General features: G+C 57.7%; 10 protein-coding genes. All 10 read right to left on the bottom strand.

The window, feature by feature from the left end:
• Positions 1 to 17: 17 nt before the first annotated feature.
• Positions 18 to 701: a glycosyltransferase family 2 protein gene (locus KI810_RS04480; protein ID WP_214174258.1), complete on the bottom strand. Its 684-nt coding sequence runs from the start codon at positions 699 to 701 to the stop codon at positions 18 to 20.
• Positions 702 to 716: 15 nt separating this feature from the next.
• Positions 717 to 2,597, bottom strand: coding sequence for a tetratricopeptide repeat protein (locus tag KI810_RS04475; protein ID WP_214174257.1), 1,881 nt, complete (start codon positions 2,595 to 2,597; stop codon positions 717 to 719).
• A gap of 12 nt (positions 2,598 to 2,609) precedes the next feature.
• Complete coding sequence (locus tag KI810_RS04470; RefSeq protein ID WP_214174256.1) at positions 2,610 to 4,235, bottom strand: tetratricopeptide repeat protein; 1,626 nt, start codon at positions 4,233 to 4,235, stop codon at positions 2,610 to 2,612.
• On the bottom strand, positions 4,210 to 5,856 hold the full coding sequence (locus KI810_RS17530; RefSeq protein ID WP_214174255.1) for a tetratricopeptide repeat protein: 1,647 nt from the start codon (positions 5,854 to 5,856) through the stop codon (positions 4,210 to 4,212). Before KI810_RS17530 ends, KI810_RS04470 begins: the two co-directional genes overlap by 26 nt.
• 97 nt (positions 5,857 to 5,953) lie before the next feature.
• Entirely contained in the window at positions 5,954 to 7,597 is a 1,644-nt protein-coding gene (locus tag KI810_RS04460; protein ID WP_214174254.1) for a tetratricopeptide repeat protein, read from the bottom strand.
• Positions 7,598 to 7,881: 284 nt separating this feature from the next.
• Positions 7,882 to 9,330, bottom strand: a complete 1,449-nt coding sequence (locus KI810_RS04455) for a hypothetical protein (protein WP_214174253.1) — start codon at positions 9,328 to 9,330, stop codon at positions 7,882 to 7,884.
• Between the two features lie 167 nt (positions 9,331 to 9,497).
• Positions 9,498 to 11,003: a hypothetical protein gene (locus KI810_RS04450; RefSeq protein WP_214174252.1), complete on the bottom strand. Its 1,506-nt coding sequence runs from the start codon at positions 11,001 to 11,003 to the stop codon at positions 9,498 to 9,500.
• A 54-nt stretch (positions 11,004 to 11,057) separates the two neighbouring features.
• Positions 11,058 to 12,281 carry a glycosyltransferase family 2 protein gene (locus tag KI810_RS04445; RefSeq protein ID WP_214174251.1) on the bottom strand — a complete coding sequence of 408 codons (1,224 nt, stop codon included), beginning with the start codon at positions 12,279 to 12,281 and terminating at the stop codon, positions 11,058 to 11,060.
• Positions 12,281 to 12,925: a PIG-L deacetylase family protein gene (locus KI810_RS04440; protein WP_214174250.1), complete on the bottom strand. Its 645-nt coding sequence runs from the start codon at positions 12,923 to 12,925 to the stop codon at positions 12,281 to 12,283. Before KI810_RS04440 ends, KI810_RS04445 begins: the two co-directional genes overlap by 1 nt.
• 3 nt (positions 12,926 to 12,928) lie before the next feature.
• Positions 12,929 to 13,924, bottom strand: coding sequence for a glycosyltransferase family 2 protein (locus KI810_RS04435; RefSeq protein WP_214174249.1), 996 nt, complete (start codon positions 13,922 to 13,924; stop codon positions 12,929 to 12,931).
• Between the last annotated feature and the right edge of the window lies 1 nt (position 13,925).

Raw genomic sequence — 13,925 nt, 5'->3', positions numbered from 1 at the left:
ACCGTTCAAATGGACAGCTACCGCAACAAGTTGTACTTGAGAATACATCTCAATGCGGAAATGCCGTCTTTCCAGCCTATTTTCTTCCCTTCCCGGTAAGTCCTGCCGGAATAGGAAATACCAACCTCATAAATTCTCAGTTTCTGCCGGGCGATCTTTGCCGTAATCTCCGGCTCGAAACCGAAACGGTCTTCTTCAATGGTTATCCGTTCCAGCACCTGTCGCCGAAAAACCTTGTAGCCGGTCTCCATGTCAGTGAGGTTCAGATTGGTCAGCATGTTTGACAAAAAAGTCAGAAACTTGTTCCCTACCATGTGCCAGAAAAACAGTACCCGTCGGTACTCCCCGGTTACGAAGCGGGACCCGTACACAACGTCGGCCTTGCCATCCAAGATCGGCTGAATGAGCTTCGGGTACTCGCGGGGATCGTACTCCAGGTCGGCATCCTGAATGATCACGATATCTCCAGTAGCCCTTCTGAAACCGCTTCTAAGGGCAGCGCCCTTGCCCATATTTCGCTCGTGCAGCACCACCCGGGTAGTGTCGTCAGCCAGCCCTGTCAGAATCTCGCGAGTGCCATCGTTGGAACAGTCATCGACCAGGATTATCTCCTTGGCAATGGGAACCGAACGTACCTCATCAAGAAGACGGCAAATGGTGTCCTTTTCATTATAGACCGGTATGACGACAGATAACTTCACCCTATCCCTCCTTGTTCATTCTCCTGCCGGACGCTCGGGAAAGTATCTCCATACCAGCGCTGCAAAACGCGGGTCATCGCGTAGCGTTGCCAGTTCCTGGCTCAACGCGATGCGCCCCTCATCGGCAAAACCTCGGGCCAGGGCCGTTTCCAGCCATGTCAGGGCCTCATCCTTCCGCAGAGTGCGTGCTTCAACCGTTGCCAGCCGGAATGCGCTCTCCGGGTCGTGCCACTGCGCTTCGACCCGGCGGAAATAGTCGCGAGCTTCATCGAGTTTCCCCTGCGCGAAAGCCACCCCCCCCAAGAGCATCACCACCTGCATCGCCTCCGGCTGGAGCGAATTGGCCCGCTTGTAGGCTCTTTCCGCTGCAAGGTATTCTTTGCGCGCAAAATGCACGTCACCCAGCGCCGCCAGTCCCATGACATGGGTCGGGTTGTTCTTCAGCAGAGAGCCGAGGGATGCAAACGCCTTGTCATACTCCCCCATTTCGGTATGCAGCACGCCAAGGTTATACCACGACAGGTCGAACTTAGGGTCAAGTTCCAGAGCGCGCCGGTAAGCCCGTTCCGCCTCCTCCCGTAGCGGCTGATTGGCATAGTGACATGCCTCCCCAAGACGCTCCCACGTGCTCGCCTTGTGGGTGGTTTTGGTGACGGCATCACGCCAGAGCGTTACCGCGTTTCGCCAGACAGCGGCCCTCTGGAAGGAACAATACGACAGAAACACCAGCGGCACAAGGAGTACCGGATAGAGCCATCCCTTTCGACGCTCTCCTAGCCACTGCCGAAGCTGAACCGCCCCGATTCCGGCCAGTGCCGCCGCGCCGACCAGAGGAAAATAGAAATAACGGTCGTTCATCAGAGTCACCAGCGGCACAACCTGGGATACCGGCAGAAACGCGATGAGAATATATATCGGCCAGAAACCGTATTGGCGGTTGTTCCGGTAGAGCCGCACCGCCAGCCAGACCATGCCGGCAAAAACGAGCCCTGCACCGATAACCGTTAAATCAGGGGTCCTGTGAATGGCCGGATCGTATTCCGCACTGAGTCCAAACGGCCAGACCAACTGACCAAGATAGCGACAGAAGATCGGCAGCATTGTAAAAAAGGTCGCCAGCGGACTACCACCGTGGTAACCGGTTGCCCGCCCTCCGCCCTCACCCATCACCTGATCGTTCGGTAACTGGCTATGCAGGGCAACGGCAGCAACAATGCCCGCAAAGGCGAGATACGGCACCTTGTCCAGCCAACGTGCCCGCCGGACACCCATCCCAAAACATCGGTCATGCACGACAAGCACTACCGGCAAAATCACCGCCGCTGACTTTGCCAGAAGAGCCAGGACAAACGCGACAACCGATGCGGCGTACGCCCACCCCCGTCTTTCCGTCTCGCCATCCCGATAAGAGCAGTACCGTTCCCAGGCCATCAGAAAAAAAAGCATCGCCAGCAGGTTCTTCCTCTGGGATATCCAGGCCACCGACTCCACCTGCACCGGATGGAGCAGAAACACCGACGCGCCGACAATGGCCAGCAAGCGATCATTATGCCAGCGCAGCAGCAGGCCATATACCAACATCCCATTCACGCCATGGATCAGCAGGTTGCTCAGGAGAAATCCACCGGGCCACAATCCCCAGAGCTGGTAGTCCACCATGTAGGACAACATCTGCACGGGTGCATAGTTGCCGGCATAGTAGGTACTGAACACGGTACGGACATGGTCCCAGGAAAAACCCTGAATGGCCGGATTGGCCGTGATGTAGATATTGTCGTCCCAGTTATGGAGAAACTCGTGGCCAAGAATCCGGCCATAGACACAGGCGGTGACAACCAGCAATGCCAGCAGAACCCCACCGTGGAAACGAATCCCGTTGTTTTGTGGCGTATTCAATGACCACCTTCCCTATTGCGGGAACCAGCGCATCTGCCCCCGGGCCTGGCCGGCTCGCAAGAAATCAGCTGCAGCCTCCGCCATCCTCCCCTGTGCCTGCAACGCCAGTCCACGGTGGTGAAAATAGAGCGGATGGGGGGAGCGGTCGATGGCCGTCGTGAAATCAGCCACGGCATCCGCATAGTGTCCGGCCTTGACCAGCGCCTCTCCGCGAAAAGCATAGATATTGAACGCCTCGGGGAAACCATCCTTGAGAGCCAGCGTCAGGCTCGCCGTATAGTCGGACACCGCAGCGTCATAAGCACCTTCATCCACATGAAACAGGCCCCGATAAAAATATGCCCTGTCAAACGGCTGATACTCGATCACCCGGGTCCAGAACGTTCCCGAGTCGTGCCACACGCTGATGAGTCGCTGCGTCGTCAAGCCGTACAGCACAAGCACCATCACGAGCAGACTCACGACGAAGAATTGCCCCCACCTGCCCACCGCTCCAGCCAGTTTTGGCAAAAAAACAATGAGCGCCAGTGCAGTCGCTATGGATGGAGCCACGGACGGAAGGTAGGTAAACCGGGCCGCAAAGGCCTGAATCCCGTTCTGGGTGAAGGCAAGCACCGGTACCAACGGCAGCAGAAAGCAGAGCCAGATTGCCGGAAGCCACGCCCGCTTCCAGCCGGCAGCGACTCCGACACAGACAAGTACGGCAATAATCGTTTTAGCGGTATAGGCCCCCGGGATGGGCTGGGGGATTATGTAGACCGGGATAATTCCTACCGGATACAGCAGGAGCCGTACATATTCAAAGACGGCATTGCCTGAGATGACCAGCCGCTGCCCGAAGGACAAACCCAGAGCCAGGGCGTTGTCCTGCATGGCAATCGTTATCGTGAAAACCGTCATGGCCACTGAAAGGGCAAGGAACGGCACCTTTTCCAGAAGGACCGCGCGAAGGCCCATGCGCCGCAGCCGATCGAGCGGATACCAGTCCAGCACCAGCAACATGACCGGCAGGACGACGCTTACCTGCTTGGCCATCAGGGAACAGCAGAACAGGACAACGGCAAGCAGATAGTCACGTCCCGCCCCCGCTCCCCCCGTGTCACGTTTCCGGACATAACGCAGATAGGCGAGCACGGCCCCGAAGAAAAAGAGCCCATTGAGAACATCCTTGCGCTCCGTCGCCCAGGCGACCGATTCCACCCGCAGAGGGTGGATGCCAAACAGCAGCCCCGCCAGAAGCAATGCACCCGCAAACAACCAGCGTGGGCAATCCGAAACGGACTCCGGAACAGCGTAATTGGCAACGCGAGCTGCGATAAGAACCACCAGCCCCGTGTTGACGGCGTGGAGGACGATGTTCGTCAGGTGGTACCCAAGGGGGTTCAGTCCCCAGAAATGGTAATCAAGGGCAAAGGACAGCCAGGTCAGCGGCATCCACCAGCCAACGGCATGGTTGGTGAATGCCCAGCTGACCAGGTTCGCATCGAGAGTCCTGATGGCGATGTTGTTGAGGATGTAATCCTGATCGTCCCAATTGACGAAGCCGCACCCTAGTGCCCGCAGATAGACCAGCAGGCAGATCAGGCCGGCAACCAGCGCAACGCGCGACGCGCTATTTTCTGCTGTCTTGGCGTGCATCCCAGTACCAGTCGATCGAACCGGGAGCCGGCCCGGCGCGACGGAAATCTTCGGCGGCATCCTGTTTCCGGCCCAATGCCTGCAAGGAAAGTCCGCGATAGTAGTAATACGAGGGATGGGGATAGAGCTCGATCGCCTCCGTAAAATCCCGTACAGCCTCATCATAGCGTCCCGCCGCCCGCAGCGCCTCGCCGCGATGCGCGTAGAGATTATATGCATACGGCTGCCAGACGTTCGTCACATGACTGATCGCTTCCGTAAAATCGGCCACCGCTGCCCCATGGTCGCCGGCATTGTAGTGGTAGACGCCACGCTCCTTGTAGGCCTGGGCCCTAGGCTCAAAAGCGATCACCCTCGACCAGAGCGTTCCCGGATTGTCCCAGACGGCAATGAGACGTAGCGTCGTGCCGGCATACCACACCAGCAGCGCCAGAATGGCCGTGACCACTAGGCCACCCCACCACCGGGACAGGGCCGCCAGCCTTCCATACCCGACCGCCAGCAGACCGGCAGCGGTAATGCTCGCCCCCAGCGACGGAAGATAGGTAAATCGGGCGGCATAGGCCTGGTCGCCATTCTGAAAGAAGGCCAATACCGGCAGCAGAGGGAGGACGAAGGCCAGCCAGGTTGCGGGCAGCCAGGCATGTTTCCGGCCGAAATAGATGCCGATGCAGATGATCCCGGCAGCAATCGCCTTGACGGTATAGGCCGTCGGTATGGGATCGGGGATCATGAACAACGGGATGATGCCAGCAGGCACCAGCAGCAGACGACAGTACTCGAAAATCGCCGTGCCGGAAACGACGAGCCGCTGCATGAACGGGAAGATGTCGTAGGAGACGAGGTACCGGGTCTGTGCCGTGAAATACAAGGTCGCCACCGACATCAACAGCGACAAAACCAGAAAGGGAAGCTTTTCACCCAGCAGCTGCCGGGCAGCGTTTTGCCGCCAGCGTCCCAGGGGATACCAGTCCAGCACCAGCAGCATCGCCGGGAGCACAACGCTCACCGACTTCGCCATCAGCGAACAGATAAAGAGCCCCAGGGAGGCCATGTACAGCCTGACCGCTCCCGCCCCTCCCCGAGCACGTTCCTCCGCATAACGCAGGTAGCAGACGATGGCCCCCAATGAAAACAGGCCGTTCAGAACGTCCTTGCGCTCCGTCACCCACGCCACCGACTCCACCCGTAACGGGTGCAGGCCGAAGAGGAGCCCGGCCAGCAACAGGGTCACCGGATAGAGAAAGCGGTGACTCCCCATCCGAACAGACTCCGGCAATGCATACTGATAAAGGCGGTCGGCAATAATTACGACCAGCCCGGTATTGGCGGCGTGCAGCAGGATATTGGTCAGGTGGTAGCCGACCGGATCCAGCCCCCAGAAGTGGTAGTCCACGGCAAGGGAAATCCAGGTGAGGGGCATCCACCACCCCACATGGGCCTGGGTGAATGCCGCTCTGAACAGATTGCCGTCCAGCTGCCGGATCAGCGGGTTGTTCAGCACGTAGTCCGGGTCATCCAGGTTGACGAACCCGCAGGAGAGCGCCCGCAGATAGACCAGCAGACAGACCACTCCTGCAGACAACGCCACAATGGCCGTGGTCTTCCCGTAAACTCTCACCGTATCTCCATCTTGCCAGATTTTGCATGCTGCGCCGCACAGACACCGTACATCATCTGGCATGCCGCACCGCTTTTCACCGGACGGATCGGCACCTTCACTGCAAGTTGACCCACTGAATGGGGCCGGTTGCCGTGCCGGCCCGTCTGAAATCCGCTTCCGCCTCGTTCGCTTTCCCCATGGCCTTCAACGCAACCCCCCGGTGATAGAAATAGTTTGGCTCCGGATACCTTTCAATGGCAGCCGTAAAATCCCGCACCGATTCCTCATGGCGTCCCGCTCTGCTCAGCGCGTCTCCCCGAAGCGCGTAAAGATTGAATGCCTCCGGATTACCCGCACTCTCCGCAATGCGGATGGATGTCAGCAGATCATCAGCCGCGGCCTGATGCTTCCCGGTCTCCAGGTAATATTCTGCCCGGAAGTAAAAAGCCCTCCCGATTGGCCTGATAGTGATGACCCGTGTCCAGAGGGTCTCTGTGTTTTTCCACGAGCCGATGAGATGTACCGTCATCCCCGCGTAGAACAAGAGAATGCTCGACATGACGCCGGCAACCACGAAGCGCACATATCCGCGGCCAGCATTTGTCAGCGACCTGTAAGCCCCGGCAATCATGGCAGCCATGGCAACGGAGAGCGCCACGGAGGGGAGATAGGTATAGCGGGCGGCAAAAGCCTGGACACCATTTTGGAAAAACGCCAGCACAGGCAACAGCGGGATGATAAAACAAAGCCAGGTGGCTGTGAGGCAGGGATACTTTCTTCCGAAACCCAGGCAGACGCAGGTAAAGATTGCAACCAGCGCAGCTGTCACTGCAAACTCGACAGGTATTGGGTTCGGAATCAGATACAGGGGGAGAATCCCCACCGGATAAAGCAGCATCCTGCAATATTCAAAAACGGCATTGCCCGACAACATGAACCTCTGCACAAGAGAAAGGTCGCTCTGCGGCACCATGATATTTATCTGTTGTGCAAAGTAGATCGTCACGACGGAGGATGCCACCGAAAGAGTGAAATATGGAACCTTCTCCAACAAGACTCGGCCGATCTCTTCTCGCCGGAACCTCCCCAAGGGGTACCAGTCGGCCACCAGAAGCATCGCAGGTATAACGACGCTCACCGGTTTGGCCATCAGAGACATCAACAGAAAAACCAGGGAGAACGCATAGGAACGGACAGCAGCACCTCTGCTTTCCGCCATATCCCTTAACTGTGCATACCGCAGATACCAGAGAATCGCACCAAGGGAAAACACCCCGTTCAGGACATCCTTTCTCTCCGCCACCCAAGCAACCGACTCCACGCGCAGCGGATGAATGCCGAACAGCAGACCTGCCAGAAGCAACATGCCAGGATAGAGGTAGTTGGGGCTGGCAGGCTCGTCGTCCGACCCGATAAATCTTTCCCTGCAGAACCGGTCAGCGATGAGGACCACCAGGCCCGTATTGACGGCATGGAGAAGGATGTTCGTCAGGTGGTATCCCATCGGGTTCAAGCCCCAGAAATGATAGTCGACGGCAAGGGATATCCAGGTAAGCGGCATCCATAATTCAACAAATGGGGTGGTGAAAGCTTGGGAAAAAAGGCTCCCGTCAAGGTGACGTATATCGAGGTTATGCACAACGTAGAACGTGTCATCAAAGTTGACGAACCCGCAGGTAAGTGCCCGAAGGTAGACCAGCAGAGTGATCATCCCCGCGGCGACTGCGCTTGAAATAGCGATTTTTCTGCCAATCTCCACCGGACTCTCTTCCCTTTACCTGACACGAAATATCATGAATGAATTGCCATACTGCTCCGTATAATGGCTCGACGCGAACCACCGGCAACACGGGGTGTCACCGTCAACAGCAACGTCCATCAACGTTCACGGTCGGAGCAGTCCGCAAAATTGCAGCTTAAAGGTAGCACAATAATGGATACGCCGGCAACAGGTAGCGGATCCCCGCATCCAGTCGGTTCATGAAACTGAGCCCAACAAACACGAGTGCGAACCCGATAAGGCAGAGATTGCGCTGGTCATCCTTAGCGCCCCGTTACCGGCGGCGGTTCCCCCAGGTCAAAGAGGAGCCACTTGTCGTTGGCAAAGATGAGCCGGGCCGTCGGATCGGCCTGCAGAGCGGAAAAGAACGGCCAGAGCGGCTGGTAGTTCTGGGCAACCACGAATCGGCTGTCGAAGCGGGTACGGACAATCCGCGCTGAATCAGCCGGGGCATCGAGCAGAGTACGATACCACACGTCATAAAGCCCCGGGTCCCGCTTGTAGAGAAGAGTAGGGTCCAGGGCCACCATATAATAACGATCCGGCAGGTTCAGGAGCAGGCTCCCCGTATATTCCCAGCCAGTCGTGAATACTTTTGCCCCAACCGGGATTTCCCGGGCGAAAACCTTCACCACCTCCGGCTCCATGTACCAGTTTTTCAGTTCGAAAGAAGCTAGATAACGGTAAGGAGTAATACCGCACAGGACGGTATAGAAGATGGAAATCCCCACAAAAACCGGGGCCAGAAGCCTCTTTCCCGACGAGCGGGTCGCCACTGCCAGGGCCAATGCGGAAAGGGGAACGAAATATTCCAGAAAACGGTTGGTCCTGATGGTCAGCAGCCAGAAAAGCAGCATGGCCAGCGCACACGCAAGGGGAAACGAGTCCTTCTTGCGTTCACGCCAGGCAAGCACCAGGGCAGCACCCGCCATCAGCACCGTGACCGTCAGATACTGTGCCCAGGTGATGAGCGGAAAGGGATCGAACTCCTCCCCCATGTTGAACTCCACCTTCGCCCCCCAGGCGTTGTGCAGCAGGATGTCGGTCATATGGATCCAGTTGATGGCCAGGAGGTTGGAGGCATTGGGATGAAGGGCAACACCGGCAACTATTCCGGCCACCAGGGTCGCCACAGGCTTCCAGCTGTACCATTCACGGTTAAAGGCGCGCGCAACTTCGGCAGCAATGACGAGGATCAGGGGAATCTGCCAGAATGCGACATAGGTCAAGGGATAGAGGAAAGCGGCGACCGCCAGGATTCGCAACCTGCCGCGGGAATAGGCCCAGAGCACGATCAGTGCAAGAGCGATCGACAGCAGTTGGGGTCTGACCTGCGCAAAGCGGTAGACAAACACACTTGTACCAAGGGGTAACAATGCCCAGATGCCCGCATACCGCACCCGCTCCGAACGCAGAATAAGATAGAGCGTAGTCAGCACCAGCACGCCCCCGATCACGCCAACGACCCGTGAAGCATTGACGAAGCCAAGCCCTCCCAGCGGCACGAAAAGCAGGTGGAATAGAAACTCCTTGTCGGCATAATGGTCAAACTGCCAGCTGAAGCGGGTCCAGGGGAAGCTCTGGAGGATGCCGTGCTTGCCCATGAGCTGGCCAACGGAGAAGTGATAGGCGGTGTCATCGTCTATGGGATAAGAGACGTACCACTGGAGCAGGCTTACCAGCAGGATGAAGAGAAGTATCCAGCCCGACACGGTCCACCTGGTGTCCAGATGAGAAGGCGGAGTCAATTGTTCGGGCAGTGGATCCTTGTGCATAGCGTAGACACAACCTTTTTCAGGATAGGAATCTCATTATCTGATCATCGTTGTGACGGTGACCTTGCAATGCCACCGGGACGACACGCTGGCAGCTCGCCGGGCTACTGTGGCCCGGTAAAGCTTCCCAGATCGAACATCACCCACTTCTTGTCGGCGAAAAGGCATTTTACATGGGAATCGTTGGCAAGGGCATCGAAAAATGGCCAGAATTTCGGGTCGTTTCGGCTGATGACAAACCTGCTGCTGAAATACCTGCGGATTTGCTCCGCCGCATCGGGAGGGGCAGTTTCGAGCAGGCGCTGCCAAAGAGCATAAAGTTGCGAGTCTTTCTTGTAGAAAAGAGTCGGGTCCGCCGCCACCAGGAACTGCCGTTCCGGCAACGCCACCATCAGGTTCCCCGTGTAGTCCCAATTTGTGGTAAAGACCTGCGCCCCGACCGGGACCTGCTGTGCAAAAAATTCTGCGGTGGCGGGTTCCAGGTAGGCCGCTTTGTCATCCAGTGACCCCAGGACAGTATAGGGATATGTCCCGAATAACAGAGTATAGAGCAGCGAGATACCGAGGAGCACGGGAGCAATGAACCTCTTTCCCCTGTGGCGGGTGGTCACAGCCAGGCTGAGGACCGCACAGGGGACGAAATATTCCAGAAACCGGCCGCTTTTAACGGTGAGAAGACCGAAAACCATGGTAGCGATGGCACAGGCAAGCGGAAAAGAATCCTGTCGCCGCTCCCGCCAGGCAAGAACCAGCGCAAACGCGGCCATGAACAGGGCAACCAGCAGGTAGTAACACCAGCCGCTCAGGGGAAAGGGATTGAATTCAGTGCCCAAAGAGAACTCCACCTTCTCCCCCCAGGCGTTACGGAACAGAATATCGGCCATGTGGATCCAGTTTATCCCGAGAAGATTTGCGGTATTGGGATGAAGGAGTACACCGGCGACGATCCCGGCCAGAAGCGTGACGGCCGGTTTCCAGCGCAGGCGTTCGCCGGTGAAGAGTCGTGACGATTCCGTGGCGAGCAGGAGAATCAGCGGGATCTGCCAGAATGCCACGTAGGCCAGTGGATAGATGACCGCGGCACACGCAAGGATGTACAGCCGTCCACGGGCGCATGCCCAGAGCACGATAAGGGCCAGGGCGATGGACAGCAGATGGGGGCGGACCATGGCAAAACGATAGACAAACGCGCTGGCACCAAGGGGAATCAAGGCCCATACCCCCGCCAACATGACTTTTTCCGACCGCAGGATAAGGTAGAGGGTGGATAGAATCAATGTTCCTGCAACGACACCCACTACCCGTGACGCGTTGACTAATCCGAGTCCGCCAAGGGGTACGAAGAGCAGATGGAAGAGAAATTCCTTGTCCGCGTAGTGGTCGAACTGCCAGCTGAAAGGGGTCCAGGGGAAGTTGTGGAGAATGCCATGCCGTGCCATCAGTTGCCCGACGGAGAAGTGGTAGGCGGTGTCATCATCGAGGGGATGGGGGATATACCACTGGAGCAGGCAGACGAGGAAGGTAAAGAAGAGAAGCCAGGCGGGCACCCGCCACCAGCCCTCCCGACGCGGATGGCTAGTTACATTCGTAATGACCTGGTTATCAACCATAGGAAAAGACACCACCTGCTGAATTCACTAAACCGGGCAGCTATTCTGAAAACGTTATGACTGGGAATTCAGCTTGAGGTAATAATACCCGCGAATGGACGCCATGAACATCAGGAAGCCATGTTTGAAGGTTTTCATCTTCGACACGCCGGCCAGGCGCGGCTGGTAGCGGATCGGGACCTCCACGGTTTTCAGCTTCAATCGGGAAGCGCCAAACAGGAGGTCAAAATCGGGCCAATCCAAATCCTTCAACTGGAGGCGGAGGTAATCGTGTCGGAACAGGCATTTCGTCCCGCACAGGGTATCGGTGAACGGAGAGCCCAGCAGGAGTGACAGAAGCCAGGAAAACATCCGGTTGCCGAACACGTGCACTGGTCCCATGGCTTCCCGGGTGAAGGGATAGACCATCCGCGTGCCGTTGACGAATTCCGCATCTGCCAGTTCAAAGGGCTCCATGAATAGGGGGAGGTCTTCCGGGCGCACCGCCATGTCTGCGTCTAGGATCATCAGCACCTCTTTGGTGGCGGCATTGAGCCCCACCATGGTGGCATAGCCCTTGCCCCGGTTATCCCCATAATCCACCAGTCGGAGATTGGGCCGGCTCGGCATTAGTGACCGAACCACCTCCGCCGTCCGGTCCGTGGACCCGTCATTAACCACAATGATTTCACAGTCCCGCTGCAGGTCGGGAATCCGCGTCACACATTCGGCGATGTTCCCCTCCTCGTTGTAACAGGGGATCATGATGGAGTAGCTGTAGCGCCGCCGCTCCCGTACTGGCATTGCCTGGGCCCGCAACCAGGGGCCGGCAGACTCTGCCAAGCAGAAACCGGCTATCTCCAGTAGACTATGTAACAACTGCGGGGGAAGCCAGTTGGCGCGCATGCCGTCATAATGAGAGAAGATCGTCAGGGCACGGTGCGCCAGGGACGGACGTTCTCCTGACGAAATGACCAAGGTGCTCCCCTCCCGACACAGCCCGCGCAGGATGTGCAGGGTCCGGGAAATAGCCTCCTGATCCTGCAGGACATCAGCAACAATGACACAATCAAAGAAGGTTTCGGGAGCCAGCGCCTCCAGCGGCGTCCGGCAATACTCCAGAACTGTACCATCTTCTCCGTCTTGAACCTGCCCCTGAGTACACACCAGCACCCGGGCAGGCTGCAGTGACAGCATCAGTTCCCGGGAAATGGCCTCCCCCACATAAAGGATGGTCGCTTGCGGGGCAATTGTCGAAGCCAGAAGCGCCGGTAAGCTGTCAGTGGCCATACGGGTCATCACACCTCCAGCTTCAGCCGGACGCACTCAAACGGCTCAACAAAACCGGTACCATGCCAGCCACCGAGAATCCGGTTGTACTCGATAAAGCTGTGCAGCCATTCCGCCCCCCGATTGCCGATCTCCGACTGGAAGGCATTGAGCGCTGCCCGTTTGATCTCCACCGTTTCGCTGATATCTGAGAACACGTTTTCGCTCAGGGTGCTGGCGGCATTTGAATACCAGTTGGCACGAAAGGTAAATAGACTCCCCACATGCCGTGCTGCCGTGCTGACCAGGCGGTAGCACTCCTGGTGATCCATGTTCAGGTCATTGCGCCAGTGGGTAAGCACCACTCCGATGTCGCGGGCAAAGAGGAACTGCTCCAGATAGCGCATCATCTCCACCGAATAGTGCAATTCTCCGACAACACACTGGACCTCCCGGCAGTCAACCATTTCATAACCGATAATCCCAGCGGCAGCACACTCCTCCGCGTGGGCCTGCTCCCGGCTGCGGTGAATGTTCCTGGATGCAAAATGGGTTTCCGAGTCGGTCAGGGTCATGCCGTAAACCCGGTGCCCGGCCCGGACGTACCTGGCCAGGGTCCCGCCACAGCCAATGGCGATGTCGTCAGCATGGCAGCCGACAGCGAGAATGTTCATATGTTATCCTCTGTCAATTTCGGTTATGAGACGGGATGACCCAGCTCCACGCGACGCCAGCACCATCCCCTGCCAGACCCCCCAGGCATAGGCCAGCCTGCCGAGAAAGATCTGGGGTAGAGCCAGGGTGACTGCCAGCGGCCGCACCTTGGCCCAGGAATACCAGAGAAACCAAGTATAGCCCAGCACGATGACAGGAATAGTTACGAGCAGCCTGCCACGGCTTGGAGGAAATAGAAAACTGTACTTCAGGTCCCGATAAGTACCCCGCACCGACGGGGCATGCTCCCCCCAGCGGAACATGTGGCGTAGATAGCCTGCCATGGTCTCCCGATCCCGGTGATACACTACGGCTTCCGGAACAAAGGCAATGGCCAGGCCTGCCCGGTGTAGCGCATAGCAGAACACAACATCCTCGCCGGTCACGGTCAGTCCGTCCTGCCAGGCAATCCCGCCTACTGCCAGCAGATCACCCTTCTTGACGCAGAAATTCAGGCTTGGCAGATACTCAGGTTCCCCACCATGATCAAAGTCCGGATAGGCATTGAACCAGCTGCAGAGATGATCCACCAGACCCCAGGAGAGCAGGGGATACGATCTGGCCGGCGCGACACTTCCCCCCGTTGCAGCCAGGTGCGGATTCTGTCGATGGTGAAGCAAGTGGGCTTCTAAAAGACTGGGGGATGCCACCAGATCAGCGTCCAGGTAGAGCACCAATTCAGCCGCAGCCATGGCAAAACCGACATTCCGTGCCTCTCCGGGGCCACGCCGCTCCTGGCGTACCAGCCGGATCGCCGGCTGCGCCGCAAGATAATCACAGGTCCCATCGTCGGAACCGTCATCGACAATGATGATCTCAAAGTTGTCCCGGCCAATGGTCTGTAGCTCAAGGCTCTCCAGCAGGGCCGGCAGTGTGCCCATCGCCCGAAAACAGGGAACCACCACCGACAGCAGCGGCCTTTGTTCCGACGCAATGGTCATCTTCCGTTCATCTCCCATT

This window comes from Geomobilimonas luticola, from assembly GCF_018476905.1.
In the GTDB taxonomy this organism is placed as follows: domain Bacteria; phylum Desulfobacterota; class Desulfuromonadia; order Geobacterales; family Geobacteraceae; genus Geomobilimonas; species Geomobilimonas luticola.
Note: the sequence above shows the minus strand (reverse complement) of the source record. Positions and strands in the feature narration are given on the sequence as shown.

Bases quoted from the DNA above. Each gene is read 5' to 3' on its own strand.
- KI810_RS04440 (WP_214174250.1), bottom strand. From the start codon at position 12,925: ATGAACATTCTCGCTGTCGGCTGCCATGCTGACGACATCGCCATTGGC.
- KI810_RS04435 (WP_214174249.1), bottom strand. From the start codon at position 13,924: ATGGGAGATGAACGGAAGATGACCATTGCGTCGGAACAAAGGCCGCTG.
- KI810_RS04470 (WP_214174256.1), bottom strand. From the start codon at position 4,235: ATGCACGCCAAGACAGCAGAAAATAGCGCGTCGCGCGTTGCGCTGGTT.
- KI810_RS04445 (WP_214174251.1), bottom strand. From the start codon at position 12,281: ATGACCCGTATGGCCACTGACAGCTTACCGGCGCTTCTGGCTTCGACA.
- KI810_RS04450 (WP_214174252.1), bottom strand. From the start codon at position 11,003: ATGGTTGATAACCAGGTCATTACGAATGTAACTAGCCATCCGCGTCGG.